This is a genomic window from Halopenitus malekzadehii (assembly GCF_900108505.1).
In the GTDB taxonomy this organism is placed as follows: domain Archaea; phylum Halobacteriota; class Halobacteria; order Halobacteriales; family Haloferacaceae; genus Halopenitus; species Halopenitus malekzadehii.
The window spans coordinates 32,916-50,267 of record NZ_FNWU01000008.1; the positions used below are offsets into that span (position 1 = coordinate 32,916).

Here is a 17,352-nt window from a genome sequence, read left to right on the forward strand (position 1 = left end):
CGTCCGGAGTGAGCCGCTTACAGCTCGCCGATCTTCCGGAGCAGCTGCCCGCGGTACTTCTCGTCGGCGTTGACGCCCTTGAGCTCGAGGACGTTCCGTTCGAGTTTGTCGAGGGCGACGTGGAAGCCGTGTTCGGCGCCGTAGCCCTCGCCGGTCCCGATGACCTGTCCCTTGCTCGTCCGGAGCCGGATCTGACACTGGATGAGCGGCGTGCCACGGAGCTTCTCCTTGTGTTCCTGCAGGCGGACGTGCGCGTGGAACACCTGCATCTTCCCGTATTTGTTCGTCACGTCCTGGATCGACTCGATGACGTGGTCACGGGAGATCGTATCGAGGAGCTCGATGTTGGTGATCTGGACGTCCATCGACTCCTCCTCGGTGAAGGTGAGCGACCGAAGGATGTCGGTTTTGGTGATGATCCCGGTGACGGTATCCTCGTCGTTCGGCGTGACGACGAGTCCGGCCACATTGTTGTCGAACATTCGCTCCAGGGCGGCCTTGGTGGTCTCGTCGGTGCGGGCGGTGAGCGCCGGGCTCGACATCAGGTCGTAGACGGGGAGATCGAGCATCCGGTCGATGTCACCCGCCCGGTCGCCGCTCCCTTGTCGGTCCTGGTCGCGGACGACGAAGTCGACGATGTCGTTGGTGGTCACGACGCCGGTGAGGCTCCCGTTCTCGTTGAGCACCGGTAGCCGCGAGATGCCGTGTTTACGGAGCCGGTTGATCGCCTGCCCGACGTGTTCCTTCTCGCCGATCGTGACGACGTCGGCGGTGTACACCTGCTCGACGGTGTTGGCGTCGAAGCTGTCGATGACGGCCTCGAGGATCGCGTCCTCGGTGATGATCCCGTCCAGCTTCTCACCGTCGTAGACGGGTGCGATCTTGACGTTCCCCTCGATGAGCAGCCGGGCGGCCTCCCGGATGTCCTCGCGGAGCGCGATCTCGGGAGCGGGTTTCATCACCGCCGAGACCTTCGTGTCGTCCCCCATCCGCGAGCGGATCAGCTGTTTCTCACCGACGACGCCGGCGTAATCGCCGTCCTCGGTAACGATGATCCCCTTCGGGTTCTCCCGATCGAACAGGGATCGGACCTTGGCAAGACGCTCGTCGACGTCGACCTCGACGTATTCCGGCACCGCGATATCAGCAATATTCATGGTCCAAGCCGAACCTAGAGCCGGACGGGTATTGAAAGTACGGGAGTCACTCTTCGTCGATCGACTCCTCGTCGATGAGGACGTCCTCGATCAGCCGCGCCGATCCGCGACGGATCCGACCGCTGACGGCCGTTCGGGAGATCTCGAGCAGCTCCGAGAGCCCCTCGAGGGTGATCTCGCGAGGATCGTCGTAGTAGCCGTTGCGGTACGCGTTGACCAGCGCCTCGATCTGTGGCTCGGTCAGCCCGAACCCGGATTCCTCGGCCGCGTCCTCGGTCTGCCGGAGCTCGAGAACGGTGAAACGGATCCCGTTCCGGTCGGCGAAGGCGCTCAGATCCTCCATCGTCTCGTGATCCTGCAGCTCCAGGCGCAGCTTCCAGCCGTCGCGGTGGCTTCGCGACTCGAGAACGAGCCCGCCGGCTGCCGAGACCGGTGGCGTGATCAGCGTCGCGGCGTCGGTGTACTCGATCCGATAGGTGCGACGCGGGTCAGCCTCGGTGACCGGCGTGAAGGACGCGACGGTGTGATCCGCCGCCAACGCCTCCTCGAACGCCTCGAAGTCGGCGGCTTCAACCCAAAAGAAGTGCCCGTCGTTGACCGGGTCCGTTCCGGTGTCGGAGACGACGCCGATCTCCGCGTCCGGGAGCGCTCGGATCGTGGGCGCAAGCGCGAGATCGGAATGGGCCACGTAGACGCTGGTCGAGACGATCATCGTGTGCGTCGGTGTGACTGTGTCGGGCCCGTCAGCCGACCACGGGGGACCGTTACGTGGCAGTCACGGGGAGGTGATCGGGCGATCGTCGGGCGTCGAGCAGCGGGCGATCGTCGGACGGTTGCGGGACGTCGGTCGCGTCTGCGTCGGCCACTCACCACGGTGGTATCAGTGATCACGGATCGTCGGATGCGTCCCCTTCGTCGATCCGACATAAAACGTTTGCCCGGAACGGCCCGAACACGAGCCGGAACCGCACGGGGAGAACTCGAGGGACGATCCGGTTCAGCGGTTTCGCGTCACCGGTGCGGTCGATCCGAACGATCGACGAGGAGCGTCCGCTCGATCAGTGCGCGGATCCCGCGTTTGAGGCGACCGCCGACCGCCGAGGCGGAGTAACCGAGTTCCGCGGCGACGTCAGCCAGGGAGGCCTCGCGAGGGTCCGCGAAGTACCCGAGTTCGTACGCGACGACGAGCGCCTCCCGCTGTTTCTCCGTGAGCGCATCACGGACCGGATACTCCGCGTCGGCTCCCGGAAGCTGCCGGACGTCGACGACCTCGAAGCTGAAGCCCGCCTCGCGGGCGTGCTCCCAGACGTCGTGAAGGGCCTCCCGGTCGGGCAGCAGCCACTGCTCGTGCCATCCTCGCGGCGTGGTCTCGAGTCCCGACGCTGCGCTTCGGGCGTCGATCACGAACCCGCCGTGGCGCGTGACCTGTGGCCCGAGCAGAACCGCGGTCTCCGCGAAGGTGACGCCCCAGAGGTTTCGCCGGTCGAACTCGGGCATCGGGTGCACCGTCTCGACCGTGCGGTCACGCTCGAGGGTCTCGGCGACCACGTCGGGAGCCACGGCGTCACACTTCAGCACGTAGATCTCGCGTTCGGGATCCGTGCTCGTTTCGGGGAGGATGCGAACGTCCATATCCGGGGTCGACGCGAAGGTGTCCGCGAGCGCGCCGTCCTCGTGGGCGAACCGTACCTCGGCGAAGGTGGTCATCGACGGAGTGTCCGATCGGAGGAACGCACTCGTCCGGCAAAATACCACCGGCAGTACCGATGCCGATCGGTTCCTGCGACCGGAGGAGCGGAGACCAGCCGACGGCGAGTCACCGTGCGGCCGGGGATTCACGCAGGCACGCGATGATGTCCTCGTGGGTCGTCTCGCGTTCCCCCTCGGTCGCGAGTTGGCCGACGACGAACTCCAGGAGGTTCAGCTCCTTGAGCAGCTCGAGGGCGTCCTCCCGGTCGACGTCGACGTCACGTTTGACCTCGTAGATCGTGTTCGACTGCATCACCGTCTCGATGAGCGCGTCGACGGTCACGTCCTCCGGGAGACCGATCCCGTCCGAGAGGACGACGGGCTGGTCGACGTCGGTACCGTCGGGAGATGGAGCCGGGTGACCGGCGTCGCGGGACTCGGTCTCCGACGCGGGCCGGTCAGGCTTTGACGCGGGTCCCTCGCTCTCGGGTTTCGCTGCGGGTCCGTCAGGTTTCGCTGCGGGGCGGTCGGTCGGCGTCGACGGATCGATCGACGATTCCGGGTCGTCCTGTCGGTCGTCGGCGTCGTCCGTCGTATTGCCGGTCCGGTAGGTGTTCGGTTCGTGAATGTCGTAGTCGATCATGTACCGACGGACCGTCTCGCCGGTGACGTCCATCTCCAGGGCAGCGGCCATCTCGGCGAACGTCTCACAGGCCTCGTAAACCTCCGCCAGCAGGTCGGGATCCTTAAACGGCGGCACGTCGCGGTCGGAGGTAAACGCGGCCGTCGTCTCGCGACTATCCGGTTCCGTTCGGGCATCGCTTGGCGTCGGATGATCGTTGCCGGTCGACGTCGCCGTCGACGGTTCCGCGTCAGCGTCGCCGTCGATCTCGGCGCCAGCGTCCGCTTCCACGTCCGGGCCGGTTCCGTCGGCCCTCGCCTCGTCCGCCGGAACCGTCGCCGCGAACGTCACCGTGACCGTCCCGTCCACGTCGAGGTCGGCGCCGGTCGGACGCGCGGCGACGTCGTGGTCGGCTGCGGGCATCAGACCGGCCGTCGACGGGAGCGCGAACCGCACGGTTCCGTCGGGGCCGACCTGCGGGTCCCGAAGGGCGGTCCGGTCCGCGGTCGTATCGATCGATAGCGTCACTTCGAGGTCCGCCGTGAGCCGGTCCGCCTCGACGCCGGTGATCGCCGCCACGTCGACGTCGTCGACGGCCTCGCCGCGACGCTCACACTCGTCGAGGAACCGGCCCAGATCCTGGAGTCGGTTACCGATGCCCATAATACATCGATCCATCGATCCACGACCGCATGAAGACACACGATGAATTATGAAGGTTTTTAAGACGGTCGCCGTCGGGCGGATCCGCCGCGGCGGCGTCGTGTGTGATGGGCTGGCGACGTCGCGGGAGTGTGGACTGGCGGTCCGCGATATGTCGTCACTCGGTGACACGCAGCAGTGGAACCGGCGAAGTGATACCGTTTTATTCCCGCGCTACGGACCGTAACGCAATGGAACGGGTGAAGACCACGCCGGGTCCGGACGCCGCCCACGCGTTCCGGTTGGGACTCATCGCGGCCGCCCTCCTCGGCGTGGTCGCGATGGCCAGCCTCTACGCGGCGGGCGAGGCCTCGCTGCTCCTCGTCGGCTTCCTCTTGGTGGCCTGCTTCCCGGTGTATCTCGTGTTCGTGGCGTCCGCGTTGAGCGTCTGGCTCGGCTACGACAAGGACGCCACCGATCTCCGGCCGGTCCACCGTGAGCGCGGCCGCCGACGGGGCTGAGCCCGCACTGGGGCTGGGCCCGCACTGAGCGTACTGGAGCTGATCCTACTCCTCGGCCTCCTGCTTGGCGCTCAGCTTGGCCTGCTCGCGGGCGCTCGGGTTGACCGACTCCTTGAAGGGAACCTTCGCGACGGTCGCAAACACCGACTCGCCGGGCTCCTCGGCGTACTCGTCGGGGAGGTGGACGCGGAACTCGGTGTCGAGGTCGGCGTCGTAGACGCGGTCGTCGAGCGGCGCCTCGAGCTTCTCGGCGGGGACGAACCCGAGCGCGATGTTGGTCTCGAGGTCCGGACTCCACCACGGCGAGGTGACGTAGCCGCACTCCTCGCCCGTCTCGGGATCGGAGATCAGCCAGAAGTCGGATGCGTAATCGCGGATCGGCTCGCCGGCCAGCTTCAGCCCGACGAGCTTGTGGTTGAACGGATATTCGCCGTCCTCGATCCGTGCCTTCTGTTGCTCCAGCGCCTCCTTGCCGATGTACTCGCCCTCCTTGTCATCGGGGACGTGGTACCCGAGGTTGACCTGGAACGGCGAGGTCTCGTGATCCATGTCCTGGCCCCACGAGAGGATGCCGGCCGCGATCCGTCGATGGTGGCCCGGCGCGATCTGCATCCCGCCGTGGTCCTTGACGGTGTCGAGGACCGGGTCCCAGACGCGCTCGGCGTGTTTGGTCGCGTCCTTGACGTAGATCTCGAAGCCCTTCTCGCCGGAGAAGCCGGTCTGGCTCACCAGCACGTCCGCGCCGTTGATCTCCGCCTCCATCAGGCCGTAGTAGGGGATCTCCGAGACCTCATCGCCGACCACCTCGACAAGCACGTCCTCCGAGAGCGGTCCCTGGATCTGCATCGGCGCGACGTCGATCTCGTCGACCTCGACGTCGAAGTCCATCCCCACGTTGACACCCTGGATCCACTGCATCAGCGTGGAGTCAGAGATGGAGAACCAGAACTCGTCCTCGGCGACCCGCAGCAGGACGGGGTCGTTGAGGATCCCGCCGTCCTCGTTACAGAGGATGACGTACCGGCCGTGCATCGATTCGATGTCGGTGGCGTCGCGCGTGATGAGGTAGTCGGTCAGGGCCTCGGCGTCGGGCCCTTTGACCCGGATCTGACGCTCGACGGCGACGTCCCAGAGGGTGACGCTGTTCGTCAGCGCCTCGTACTCGGCCATCGCGCCGCCGTCCTCGGGATCGACGAGTCCGCGGGGGTGATAGATCCGGTTGTAGACCGTACATCGCCAGGCGCCCTCCTCGTTGAACGACTTGTGGAAGAAGGGCGACTTGCGGACGCGCGTGGACACGAGCATCTCGATGCCCGGATCACCCGTCTGTCGGAGGTTCCTGGGAAGGACGCGATCGGACTGGTCGACGCTCGGATGGTTCGGATGGTCGTCTTTCGACATCGGTACTTGGTATCCTCACCCAACCACTATAAAAGAAAGGCGTCACTTTCGAGATCCGAACGAGTCCGGGATCGGGTTCGATCAGATATTGTCGACATAGAGGGCCTATATCGCACGAATATGCGCGAATCGGGACATCAACACGGTTCGAACCGATCGCACTGGTGTGGGTTCGGGAACCACTATATATCAAAACAAATATGGTTTGTGGATTCGGATCCAACGCGATTCAACCGTCGCCGGGATCGTCGCGGACTGCACTGTCACCGGGACCGATCCGATCACATCCCTATCGACGGTATGAGGCAGTATACCACCCGCTACGGTCGATTTCGGAATCCTTTCACGGGTTGGGTTCGAAGGAACGGGTATGACGAACCAGTCCACGACCGGAAGCGATTCCGGCTCCCACGACGACGCATCGCGAACCGACGGATCCGTTGACTTCGAGAACTACCTGCCGGGGTCCCCGCAGCCGTCGACCGAGCCGGGTCGCCTCGAGCGGTTCCTGACGCGGCTGTTCCGCCGTCGTGGCGGTCTCCGTGTGGTCTACCGGCGGAAGTAGTCACGTAGCGCCACGAACCGATCGTCGAGGATCACGAAGTAGTTGATTGTCGAGGTAGTTGATTGTCGAGGTAGTTGATTGTCGAGGTAGTTGATTGTCGAGGTAGTTGATTGTCGACGTAATGGAGTGCGATGTCCGGGTTCACGACGACGATTCACGCGACGTCGAACTCTTCAGTTCTCGAGCCGACCGAGCCGCCAGGATTCGGTGTCCGGCACCTGATTGAACGTATAGATGTGGACGCCGCGGATGTCGTAGTGCGGATCGGCGGCGTGTGGTGCGAGCCCGTCGATCAGCTCGTCGGGGGCGTACTGGCCGCGCGAGCCGACGAGTTCCTTAATAAACCCGAGGACGCCGCTGGTCTTCCGGAGGAACCGGACCGAATCGCCGACGCCGACCTTCTTGGAGATGCCGAGCAGTCGCTGGTAGTTCATCACGCCGGGAATGCCGACCTCGACGGGTAGGTCGACGCCGCGGTCACGGACCGTGTCGATCCACTCGAGGATCGTCTCGGGGTCGTAACACAGCTGCGTGACGAGGTAGCTGGCGTACGGTTCCTTCCGCTCCATCGCCTCGGCGAGGGTCTCCTCGCTCAGGAAGTCGTGGCCCTCCGGATAGCCGGTGATGCCGACCTCCTCGAACTCGTACTCGAGGTCCTCGAGCGCCACGAGCAGGTCGTGGGCGGACTCGAACTCGCCCGCGGGCTCCTCCCGATCACCGCCGGGGACGAAGACGTCGGTGACGCCGGCCTCCCGGAGCCGCCCGGCGATCGCATCCAGGTGGTCCCGGTCCCGGACGTACCGGGCTGCGACGTGCGGGATGACCTCGTAGCCCGCCTCGCTTGCGGTTTCGGTCCACTCGACGGTGGCGTCGATCCCGAGCGTCGGCGACGTCGTGACCGCGATCGCTGCCCCATCGGGGAGGTGGCCCATCTGTTCGCCGAAGCTGTCGAACGGCATCAGCTCGAATCGGGGATCGGCGAGCAGCGTCGCCGCCCCGTCGTTCGTCGTCGAAGGTGTCTCGAGTGACATTGTGGATTCTCGGGGCCGGTTCCCGGCACGGCGCATCGAACCGACTGGGTATGACAAGGGTCGACACCGTCATTAGGTCTTTCCCGGCCGTGGAGTCGGCCGGCTCGTCGACAACACCTCACGGGAATCTGACGTGATGTGGACGAGATGGTCCGATCGAGCGCCACGACACCGCTTGCGATGATCGGCGTCATCTTGATGGCGGTCGGAACCCCGTCTTTCGGACGGACAATGTACACTGTTTACACGACTCAATGGACCGGCCGATCGAAGGTCCCACGACGGAGATCGATCGGTGATCGCCCGTGACCGACGCCGGGACCGAGACGGTCACGTTCGCGGACGTCGAGGCGGCAGCCGAGCGGATCGACGACCCGACGGTCGTCAAGCCCACGCCCGTGGAGCGCAGCACCGCGTTGGAGGGGATGACCGGTGCGGATCGGGTGATGCTGAAGCTCGAGCATCTCCAGTGGACGGGATCGTTCAAGACGCGCGGCGCGTACAACAAGATCCGCGCAAGCCTCGAAACGGGGGACCCGGACCACGTCGTGGCCGCGAGCGCGGGTAACCACGCGCAGGGCGTTGCGCTCGCGGCCACGACCCTCGGTGTGGATGCCACGATCGTGATGCCGACGACGGCACCGCAGACGAAGGTGGACGCAACCCGTGGGTACGGCGCGAGCGTCGAGCTGGTCGGGCAGGACTTCCAGGCGGCGATGGCGTACGCCCAGGAGCTCGTGACCGAGACCGACGCCGAGTTCGTCCACGCGTTCGACGACCCGGAGATCGTTGCCGGCCAGGGGACCCTCGGCGTCGAGATGTGCGAGAACGTCCCCGACGCCGACACGATCGTCGTCCCGATCGGCGGCGGCGGGCTGATCTCGGGGATCGCCACCGCCGTCGCGGAGTTGAGTCCCGAGACGCGCGTCGTCGGCGTGCAGGCCACGGGCGCCGCCACGGTCCCCGCCAGCCTCGAGAAGGGAATCCCCCAGACCCTCGAGTCGGTCGACACGATCGCCGACGGGATCGCGACGGGCGGGATCTCGGAGCTGACGCTGTCGATCATCGAGCGCCACGTCGACGAGATCGTTACGGTGACGAACGGCGAGATCGCGGACGCGATCCTGCTGTTGATGGAGCGGGCCAAACAGGTGGTCGAGGGCGCCGGCGCGGCCTCGGTCGCGGCGATCCGGAGCGACGACCTCGACGTCGCCGGCGAGACGGTGGTGCCGCTGCTGTGCGGCGGCAACCTCGATATGACGATGCTGCGGACCGTCCTGGTCCACGCGCTGACGCGACGCCGACAGATCCTCCGGGTGCGGGTCCACATCGAGGATCGACCCGGCAAGATGGCCGAGATCTCCAGCCTGATCGCCGACCACGACGCGAACATCCAGACGGTGCGACACGACCGTGCGCTCGAGGACCTCGACGTCGGCGAGGCCTACCTCATCTTCCAGGTGGAAACCAGCGGCGCCCAGCACGCCCGCCGGATCGTCGACGCGATCGCCGACAGCGGCTACCCGGTCGACGTCATCAACCACCCCGACGTCACCGTGCTCGCCACGGACGCCGAACGTGAGTGAGTTCGCCGCCGTTTTTCGGTCCCCGGCGTGAGTGAAACGACGGCAGCAGCCGAGCCGCTCGGCGGTGCGTATTTAAAGACCGCCATAATTGCGGATGAACGTTTATTAAGGATACTGTACGTATATTCATCGAGGCGCTGTCATATGGTACCTATCAACACGGAGGCTCCGGCGGGCGCGTCACCGAACGGAGTGAGGTATCGTGCGTCGAACGCCCTCGAAACCGCCCGTTTGGGGGTGAGCGTATGAGCGACGGCGAGGAGGAGGAGGAGGCCGTCGGCGAGATGTCCGACGGGCTGCAGGTGGAGTTGTTCCATCCGGACTCCGACCGGGAGCCCGGTGACACCAACATCCAGAAACTCGGGTTCGATATTCACCCGATCGTGTTCCCGGTCGCGCTGTTGATCATCGCCGCGTTCATCGTATTGACGGTCGGACTCGGCGAGCAGGCTTCGGCCGCGTACACGTGGCTGTTCAACTTCATCGGGGAGAACTTCGGCTGGTTCTACCTGCTTGCGGTGAACGTCTTCATCGCCGTGCTGCTGTTCTTCGCGTTCAGCAAGTACGGAAAAATCAAGATCGGCGGCGTCGAGGCCGAAAAGGAGTTCAGCGACTTCTCCTGGATGGCGATGCTGTTCAGCGCCGGAATGGGGATCGGCCTGATGTTCTTCAGCGTTTCCGAGCCGCTGTATTACCTCCAGACGGTGCCCGGCTTCTTCGGCGTCGAGGCCGAAACCGGAGCGGCCGCCTCGGCCGCGATGGCCCAGACGTTCTTCCACTGGGGATTCCACCCGTGGGCGATCTACGGACTCGTCGGCCTCGGGCTGGCGTTCTTCTCGTTCAACCGCGGACTCCCGCTGACGTTCCGATCGATCTTCTGGCCGTTGCTCGGCGACCGGATCTACGGTTGGCCCGGCCACGTCATCGACCTCGTGACGGTGTTCGCGACGCTGTTCGGCCTTGCGACCTCGCTCGGGCTCGGCGTGGCACAGGTCAACACGGGGCTGTCCTACGTCGGGGGCGATATGCTCGGACTGTTCGCCATCCCGACGGGAACGATCCCGCAGATCGCGCTCATCGCGGTCATCACCGGGATCGCGACGCTGTCGGTCGCCGCGGGGCTCGACGGCGGCGTCAAGCGGCTGAGCACGCTTAACCTCTATCTGATGTTCGCCCTGCTCGGGTTCCTGCTGATCGTCGGTCCCACCGTCTACATCTTCGGGACGTGGGTCGAGGGGCTCGGCGCCTACTTCGGAAACATCCTGGCGCTCAGCTTCTTCACCGGCACGCTCGGCGAGGGCGCCTCGACGGTCACCGCGTGGACCGTCTTCTACTGGGGCTGGTGGATCGCGTGGTCGCCGTTCGTGGGAATGTTCATCGCGCGCATTTCGCGGGGGCGAACCGTCCGGGAGTTCGTCCTCGGCGTCCTGTTCCTGCCGGCGCTGTTCTCGACGCTCTGGCTGTCGACCTTCGGCGGGAGCGCGCTGTTCAACACTCTTGAGGGCAGCGGCGCGGCGATGGCGACCTACAATGAGCTCGGCCAGACGGTCGCGATGTTCGCGATGCTGGAGCAGTTCCCGCTTGGCGCAGTCACGGGGATCCTCGCGACGCTGCTCGTGATAACGTTCTTCGTGACGTCCTCGGACTCCGGGTCGCTGGTCATCGACCACCTGACCTCCGGCGGCAAACACGACGTGCCGCGCGCCCAGCGCATCTTCTGGGCGATCACCGAGGGTCTCGTCGCCGCGATCCTGCTGTGGGGCGGCGGCCTGAACGCGCTGCAGACGGCGGCGATCACGACCGGCCTGCCGTTCGCGTTCATCCTCTGTCTGATGTGTTACACGGTCTATCTCGGGCTCAGCAATGAGTACGAGATCCTCGAGTCCGAGGAGTTCGCCGAGACGATCGAGGAGCTCACCGACGACGAGAACGTGGACGTCGTCACGACCGGCGACCAGATGGTGACCGACATCTCGGCCGAGGACGACGAGGCCGTGGGGGGTGACTGAGCAGTCTCACGTCGCTCCGTCCCCCGGACCGTCTCGCTCGCGAACTGCCTCTTTTTTTGATCGACTCCCGACACGTCAGTAGTACTTCCACTCGTCGTCCTCGCTCCCGCGCCGCAGCGTCGTGCCATCATCCTCGTCGTCCTCCGGGCTACGCTCGCCGCCGGCGCCAGCACCCAACTCACCGGCCTCGTCGCCGGTGCGATCGTCGGGCCACTCGATCCCGCCGCCACGCAGGTGTTTGTACGCGATCCCGCCGAGCGCCACGAGGAACAGGATCAAAAGCAGCGTGCCGGCGAGCGCGGCCGCCTGTCCGGCCCACTCGAGGATCCCGCCGTCGATCTGGATCGTCGCGCCTCGCATATCCGGATCCACGGCGGCGATCGTGAAGTATGGTTCGGGGGGTGCCGGCCGGGTCGGCGCCGCGACTCGGGACTCACCCCTCGATGTCGGCGGGGACCGTCCGCGAGCTGTGGATCCAGGTTCGGGTTCGACCGCCGACGCCGACGGACGCGATCGCAACCCAGACGAGCGCGGCGCCCACGGTCGGGAGGACCAGCCAGCCGACCGCGCTGAGCGTCGCGCCGACCAGCAGTCCGCTGCGAGTGCGCCGACCGCCGAACAGGTCAGTCACGATCGTCCCGACGACCAGGAACCCGAGACCACCCAAAAACGAGAGTCCGGCGACGAGAACGGCGGCGGCAAGGTATCCCATCGGCGGGCCGGCGAGTCCGACCCGCGTCAGGAGGTCGTTGGCGTATAAACCCGCGAACGCGGCGAGACCGTACGCCGCCAGCCCGTACGGAACCGCGGCTGCCGGCCGGGCCATCGTGTCCTCGATCGCCCGATCGACGAGGTCGCGGCGACGAACGATGATCCCTCCACCGAACGCCACGACCAGGAGGAACGACACGGCGGCCCTGATGACCGGCGTCGAAGGATCACCGAGCGCCGGGGCGATCGTCGCCGGAGCGACCGTCGAGGGATCGGTCCCCGCCGGCGTGATCGGTCGTGCGGCGGCGACGCTCGGCACAGTCGCGAGCGCGATCAGGACGCCGACCGCTCGCGCCACGTGGGATACCGCCGCGTGGGGTGAACGCATACCGCGTGCGTGGGGAGTCGGGGTCGAAAAGCTGTCGGCTCGACGAGCGATTTATGCCCGTGTACGTTGAACGGTACCACGTGACGGGCGCGCTACACGCCCTCCTCGCCGGCTTAAAACGGGTCGGAAACCGACTGGTCGCGCCGCTGCGCCGCGGCGAGGGACCAAACAAGTTCCGGCTCTCGAGCGTCGACACCGCGACTACGACCATCGACGGATCTGTGGGATGGCGCAACCGACCGCCAGCGACGCTCGCGTGCCCCCAGTGTGACAGCGAGATTTACCAGCGACACGCCCACGACACCATCGACTGTCCGCGGTGTCGCGCGACGTTCGACGGTAACGAGTTCGACGATCTCGAGCTGATCGCGTTCGAGTGTCCGGTTTGTCGCACCGAGATGCGACACGGAACGCGACATCCGGAGCGGTTCGGGTTCCCCGAGTGGGCGACCTGTGACGCCTGTCGGTACCACTGGGAGTTCAGACACTCGTACTGATCGGCCCGCGGAGGAGGCGTATCCGAGGCGGCCGGCCCGCGGGGGAAACGTATTCGGGGTCGGGCGTCGTTGGTGGAACGAACGACGATGGAGATCACCACCACTGGCGACCCGGTCGCGATCGCACTTGCGGCGTTGGCAGTCGGCCTGTTCGCGGTCGCGCTGATCGCGATGTCCACGGACCGCCTGACCGCCGCCGGGATGAGTTTTCTGGCCGCGAGCCTGGTGATCTATCTCCGGGAGAACCGGGTCGCCGACCGGAACGCCGAGGAGTGACCGGCAGCCTCAGTCCTCGACGGACATCCGGTCGGTTATCACCGGCACCGAGGAGGTGCGGACGACCTTGTCCGAGGTGCCGCCGAGTATCGCTCGGAACTTGCCCTGGTACGCGCTCCCGAGAACGATGACGTCCATCCCGTTCTCCTCCGCGTAGTCGACGATCTCCTCCGCGGGCGATCCGGTCCGGATGGCGGTGGTGCACTCGACGCCCTGCTCGCCGGCCATCCCGCATAGCTCCTCGGTCACCCGCTCGCCGTAGTCCCGGTGTTCCTCGCGGATCTGCTCCTCATCGTCGCGGATGTAGACCGTTCGCGGCGCGCCCGGCAGGTCGACCACGTACAGCGCGTGGACCGACGCCCCGAGGGCGGCCGCGAGTTCGATTCCGTGTTCGGCGCCACGCCGCGCTTCGTCGCTCCCGTCGTAGGGGATCAGGATGGTGTCGTACATACTCGTCCCTCGTTACCGATACTCATATCACGTAAAAATAACTTTGGGCGGACGCGGTTATGGGCGGATCCTCGGCGGTCGCCGAACCTCGGATCGATCGGGTACGTCGCCGAACCGATCGGACTCGGGGACTGCAGGGCGCTCTCATCACGTGGGCGCCGCCGCACACGTTTCATCCCGAAACAGAAAATAACTGTAGATCGACACGTTGTGGATGGAGACGGCGGACGCGGCGAGGGCCCGGCCGTCCGTTTCCGTCACCGGCGTCACGTATCGTCGACAGCGTCGGCTTTCGTCACCGGCGTCACGCCTCGTCGTCGGGGTTCGCTGCGGTCTCGGCTCCGGCCGCGTCGGCGAGGAGGTCCGCAACCGGGTCGGCGTCCCCGCCGATCACCGCCCGACCGAGTAGCCGACCGCCGATGACGGTCGGCGTAATGACGCGGTCGGCTCCCACGTTCTCGAGCTTGTCGACGTGTCGGCGGTCGGTCGCCGCCGCAACGATCCGAACGTCGGGATTCGCCTGTCGGGCCGCGAGGACGGCCAACACGTCGCTGGCGTCGTCCTCCGTGGCGACGACGACGCCGGCGGCGTCGGCGATCCGGGCGCCGCGGAGCGCCTCGGCATCGGTCGGGTCCGCGGTCACCACGTTGATCCCGTTCTCGCGGAGCCCGGCGGCCGTCTCCGTGTCGGCCGTCACCACCACGAGGTCGGTCGTGCCGTGCAGTTCCTCCAGGAGCGGTTCGGTGACGTCGCCGTGGCCGAGGACCAGCACGTGGTCCTCGAGCAGCGAGAGTTCGGATGCGTTCATGTTTCCGAATGCGCTCGATATCCGCGATTCGATCGCCGGAATGAGCAGCGATCCCGTCGCGACGGTGAACGAGCCGGTCCCGAGCACGATGACCGACAGCGTGAACAGCTTGGTGAGCTGCGTCGTCGGCGTCGCGTCGCCGTAGCCGACGGTGGTTCCGGTGACGACGATGTAGTAGACGGCGTCGGTGGTCGACTCGACGCCCACGAACTCCTCGCGCAACGCGTAGGTCCCGACGGTGCCGTAGATCTGGACGGCCAGGAACGCAACCAGCGCCGCGGTCTGGAACGCGGTGAGATCGAGCGCCCGGTCGAACTCCTCGCGGTTCACGAGCACGTGACCGACCGCGACCGTGGCCGCCGCGAACAGCGGGACGTCGGTGGGGTCGGCCGTCAACAGCGGCAACAACGCCGCGAGCGGGAGCGCGAGGACCGCACCGTACCACGCGAGCCGGAGGCGCCGCCGGAGCCCGACGGTCACGGCCCCGATCAGGAAGGCGAAGAAGACGCCGTAGAGCCGGACGAGCCCGGTCGCGCCGGGGAAGAGGCCGCCGAGCGGTCCCGCCAGGGTGACCGTCGTCGCGCTCAGGTCCGACAGGCCGGTGATGAAGGCGAGGACCGCGACCGCCGCCGACAACACGACCGACGTCTTCGGGCCCGAGGCGGCCGCCCACTCGACCAGCCGGACCCGCTCGGGATGCTCGAACAGCTCGTCGACCGCGGGCTCGGGCCGTCGATCGCGTTGGTCACCCGACACGAACGGCGATACGGGCGTTCGGGATAAAAGGGTATGCCACAAATTGACAACCTCATTCGGTCGTTCGGCTTCCGACATCGGCACCGGTTCCGTCGCCGACGCCGGTGAGACACGACTGGAGCCGACGAGGCGCGACCGGTACTGACGATACGCCTTTACCGCGGGCCGCATACATTGTACTATGTCAACGAGGGACACTCTCGTCGAGCGTGCCCTCCGGGCGACGCTGGTCCCCGTCTTCGTGCTCTCGGGGATCGTCGTGGTCTCCGGGTTCTTCTTCCCGTGGGTCGTCGGATCGGTGGTGTCCGGTCGGGGCTGGGTCGTCGTCGCGTTGGTCTTCTTCGGGACCGGCCTCTCCTGGCTCGCGCTGCTGCCGGCGCGGGCCGACGACGCCCCGGGAGCGGACGCCGCCGCCGCGCAGGACCCCACCGTGCGTCGGCTTCTGTACATCCGCCACGGCCGGTTCCGCCCGGTCGTCCTCCCGTTCGTCGAGCGACAGGACCGGATCGTCTTTTGGGTCCCGATCATCGGGACGCTCGCCTTCTTTCTGGCCTGGATCGGGGCCCCGAACGCGACCGGCGCGGCGGTCGAGGCCGTGACCGGGTTCGTGTTCACGGACCTGGCGTGGCTCTTTCTCGCGACGGTCTTTCTGTCCGTCCTGTTCTGTGCGGCTCTCGTCGTCGGGCCCTGGGGGAGCGTTCGGCTCGGGGGCGCCGACGCCGAGCCCTCCTACACCTATCCGACGTACTTCGCGCTGTTTTTCGCCGCGGGGATCGCGGCCGGAATCGTCTTCTGGGGCCCCGCCGAGTCGCTGTTCCACTACCGGACGCCGCCGCCGTACTTCGACGCGGCGCCGCGGTCGGCCGCGGCCATCGACGGCGCGCTCGCGTACGCGCTGTTCCACTGGGGCGTTTCGGCCTGGAGCACCTACCTCGTGGTCGGGCTCCCGATCGCGTACTTCGTCCACGACCGGGGCGCGCCGCTGCGCGTCTCCACGGTTCTCGCGCCGTTCGTGGGGCTCGACCGGCTCGACTCGTGGTGGGCCCGCGCCGTCGACGTCCTCGCCGTCTTCGCCACCGTCGGCGGCGTCGGCACGTCGATCGCGTTCGTCGGCCGACAGTTCCTGGTCGGGATCGAGTACCAGTGGGACGTCATCACGGGCGCGTTCGGTCCGATCGCGCTGGTCGTCGGGCTGACCGCGACCGCCGTGATCGCGGCCGCGACCGGCGTGCACCGCGGGATCCGTCGGCTCTCGGGAGTAACGATCGCCCTCTTCGCCGCGTTCGTCCTCGTGCTCCTGGCGGTGGGACCCCGGTCGTTCGTGCTCGAACGGGGCGGCCGTGCGCTCGGGATCTACGTCGTCGAGTTCGTCCCGTTGAGCCTGTTTCGGGACGGCGGCTGGGTCGTCGACTGGACGGTCTGGAACTGGGCATGGTGGTTCTCGTGGGCCCCCTTCGCCGGCCTCTTCCTCGCGGCCGTCTCGCGGGGGCGGACGGTGCGAACGGTCACCGTCACCGCGGTCGGCGCGACCGCGCTCGCCTCGATGACCTGGTTCCTCGTGATGGGTGGTACCACCCTCGCGCTCCAGCACGCCGGGCGTGCGAACGTCCTCAACGCCGTCGATGCCTACGGCGGCTCCGAGGCGGTCGCCGGGTTCCCCATCCTTGCCGCGCTCCCGATGAGCCGGCTGCTGCTGTTGGCGTTTTTGGCGCTGATCGTTGTCTTCATCGCGACCTCGGCCGCGGTCTCCACGCTCGTCGTCTCGGTGCTCGCGACGAAGCGGGGGCACGCGCCCACGACCGGGAGCATCGTCCTGTGGGGGGTCATCCAGGGCGTCGTCGCCGCTGCGGTCCTCCTGCTCGGCAACGCCCAGGCGCTGCAGGACGTTGCGGTGCTGGCGGGCGCTCCCGTCGCGGTCCTCGCGGTCGCCGCGATGGGGGGCCTGGCGGCGACGTTCCGCCGCGACGAGCGCGGCCACCGGTCGGTGGTCGGCGAGCTTCGCCACGCACTCGAGCGCCGGGAGATCACGCTCGTCCCGGAACGGCCGGATCTGCACGATATGGGGTCGTCCGGACCCGCCGGACGCGATCGATCGGACCCGGCGAGCGACGGGACCGAGGACGGGATGGAGGACGCGGAGAACGGCGGGACGAACACGGAGAACCGCAGGACGAACGCGAGAATCGACGACGAAAGCGCTGCGGGTAACCGGTCCGACCGAGAGTGATCCGCGATCAGCACTC

The 17,352-nt window shown here is 66.8% G+C and carries 17 protein-coding genes; 7 read left to right on the top strand and 10 right to left on the bottom strand.

The genetic code is table 11. The features are described from left to right. Nucleotides 1-17 precede the first annotated feature (17 nt). The 4 genes from BLW38_RS11410 to BLW38_RS11425 all read right to left on the bottom strand — a co-directional run bounded on the left by BLW38_RS11410 (nucleotide 18) and on the right by BLW38_RS11425 (nucleotide 4,146). A complete protein-coding gene (locus BLW38_RS11410) occupies nucleotides 18-1,157 on the bottom strand; it encodes a CBS domain-containing protein (RefSeq protein ID WP_092817354.1) in 1,140 nt (379 codons plus the stop codon). Between the two features lie 46 nt (nucleotides 1,158-1,203). Next, the gene (locus BLW38_RS11415) at nucleotides 1,204-1,869 is read right to left on the bottom strand and encodes a helix-turn-helix domain-containing protein (RefSeq protein WP_218143057.1); all 666 of its coding nucleotides are present in this window, start codon (nucleotides 1,867-1,869) and stop codon (nucleotides 1,204-1,206) included. Between the two features lie 299 nt (nucleotides 1,870-2,168). Continuing rightward, on the bottom strand, nucleotides 2,169-2,864 hold the full coding sequence (locus BLW38_RS11420) for a helix-turn-helix domain-containing protein (RefSeq protein WP_092817355.1): 696 nt from the start codon (nucleotides 2,862-2,864) through the stop codon (nucleotides 2,169-2,171). A gap of 109 nt (nucleotides 2,865-2,973) precedes the next feature. Continuing rightward, on the bottom strand, nucleotides 2,974-4,146 hold the full coding sequence (locus BLW38_RS11425) for a hypothetical protein (protein ID WP_218143058.1): 1,173 nt from the start codon (nucleotides 4,144-4,146) through the stop codon (nucleotides 2,974-2,976). A 215-nt stretch (nucleotides 4,147-4,361) separates the two neighbouring features. On the opposite strand from BLW38_RS11425, the gene BLW38_RS11430 reads away from it, so the two are divergent. After that, a complete protein-coding gene (locus BLW38_RS11430) occupies nucleotides 4,362-4,631 on the top strand; it encodes a hypothetical protein (protein WP_092817357.1) in 270 nt (89 codons plus the stop codon). A gap of 45 nt (nucleotides 4,632-4,676) precedes the next feature. Here the strand turns inward: BLW38_RS11430 and BLW38_RS11435 are convergent, their stop codons facing one another. Further along, nucleotides 4,677-6,032 (bottom strand): glycine cleavage T C-terminal barrel domain-containing protein, encoded by a 1,356-nt coding sequence (locus BLW38_RS11435; protein ID WP_092817358.1) that lies wholly within the window; start codon nucleotides 6,030-6,032, stop codon nucleotides 4,677-4,679. 370 nt (nucleotides 6,033-6,402) lie between these two features. Here BLW38_RS11435 and BLW38_RS11440 point away from each other — a divergent pair, with 370 nt between their 5' ends. After that, complete coding sequence (locus BLW38_RS11440) at nucleotides 6,403-6,597, top strand: hypothetical protein (protein WP_092817359.1); 195 nt, start codon at nucleotides 6,403-6,405, stop codon at nucleotides 6,595-6,597. 173 nt (nucleotides 6,598-6,770) lie between these two features. Here BLW38_RS11440 and BLW38_RS11445 read toward each other — a convergent pair whose 3' ends face one another. Next, the gene (locus BLW38_RS11445; protein ID WP_092817360.1) at nucleotides 6,771-7,628 is read right to left on the bottom strand and encodes a methylenetetrahydrofolate reductase; all 858 of its coding nucleotides are present in this window, start codon (nucleotides 7,626-7,628) and stop codon (nucleotides 6,771-6,773) included. A 305-nt stretch (nucleotides 7,629-7,933) separates the two neighbouring features. Between BLW38_RS11445 and ilvA the strand changes: the two genes are divergently transcribed. Continuing rightward, nucleotides 7,934-9,214, top strand: a complete 1,281-nt coding sequence (gene ilvA / locus BLW38_RS11450; RefSeq protein WP_092817361.1) for a threonine ammonia-lyase — start codon at nucleotides 7,934-7,936, stop codon at nucleotides 9,212-9,214. Between the two features lie 245 nt (nucleotides 9,215-9,459). Further along, nucleotides 9,460-11,223, top strand: coding sequence for a BCCT family transporter (locus BLW38_RS11455; protein ID WP_092817362.1), 1,764 nt, complete (start codon nucleotides 9,460-9,462; stop codon nucleotides 11,221-11,223). Between the two features lie 75 nt (nucleotides 11,224-11,298). On the opposite strand, the gene BLW38_RS11460 is transcribed toward BLW38_RS11455, so the two are convergent. Then, complete coding sequence (locus tag BLW38_RS11460; protein WP_092817363.1) at nucleotides 11,299-11,583, bottom strand: hypothetical protein; 285 nt, start codon at nucleotides 11,581-11,583, stop codon at nucleotides 11,299-11,301. Nucleotides 11,584-11,656: 73 nt separating this feature from the next. Beyond that, the gene (locus tag BLW38_RS11465) at nucleotides 11,657-12,322 is read right to left on the bottom strand and encodes a hypothetical protein (RefSeq protein WP_143040870.1); all 666 of its coding nucleotides are present in this window, start codon (nucleotides 12,320-12,322) and stop codon (nucleotides 11,657-11,659) included. Between the two features lie 53 nt (nucleotides 12,323-12,375). Here BLW38_RS11465 and BLW38_RS11470 point away from each other — a divergent pair, with 53 nt between their 5' ends. Together BLW38_RS11470 and BLW38_RS11475 are read left to right on the top strand one after the other, a co-directional pair. After that, entirely contained in the window at nucleotides 12,376-12,819 is a 444-nt protein-coding gene (locus BLW38_RS11470; RefSeq protein WP_092817408.1) for a hypothetical protein, read from the top strand. A 72-nt stretch (nucleotides 12,820-12,891) separates the two neighbouring features. Next, a complete protein-coding gene (locus BLW38_RS11475) occupies nucleotides 12,892-13,095 on the top strand; it encodes a hypothetical protein (protein ID WP_245710184.1) in 204 nt (67 codons plus the stop codon). Between the two features lie 9 nt (nucleotides 13,096-13,104). Here BLW38_RS11475 and BLW38_RS11480 read toward each other — a convergent pair whose 3' ends face one another. Both BLW38_RS11480 and BLW38_RS11485 read right to left on the bottom strand, forming a co-directional pair. Continuing rightward, nucleotides 13,105-13,545, bottom strand: a complete 441-nt coding sequence (locus BLW38_RS11480; protein WP_092817366.1) for a universal stress protein — start codon at nucleotides 13,543-13,545, stop codon at nucleotides 13,105-13,107. Between the two features lie 304 nt (nucleotides 13,546-13,849). After that, entirely contained in the window at nucleotides 13,850-15,109 is a 1,260-nt protein-coding gene (locus BLW38_RS11485; protein WP_218143059.1) for an NAD-binding protein, read from the bottom strand. A 181-nt stretch (nucleotides 15,110-15,290) separates the two neighbouring features. On the opposite strand from BLW38_RS11485, the gene BLW38_RS11490 reads away from it, so the two are divergent. After that, nucleotides 15,291-17,336, top strand: a complete 2,046-nt coding sequence (locus BLW38_RS11490) for a BCCT family transporter (RefSeq protein WP_092817368.1) — start codon at nucleotides 15,291-15,293, stop codon at nucleotides 17,334-17,336. The last annotated feature ends 16 nt before the right edge of the window (nucleotides 17,337-17,352 follow it).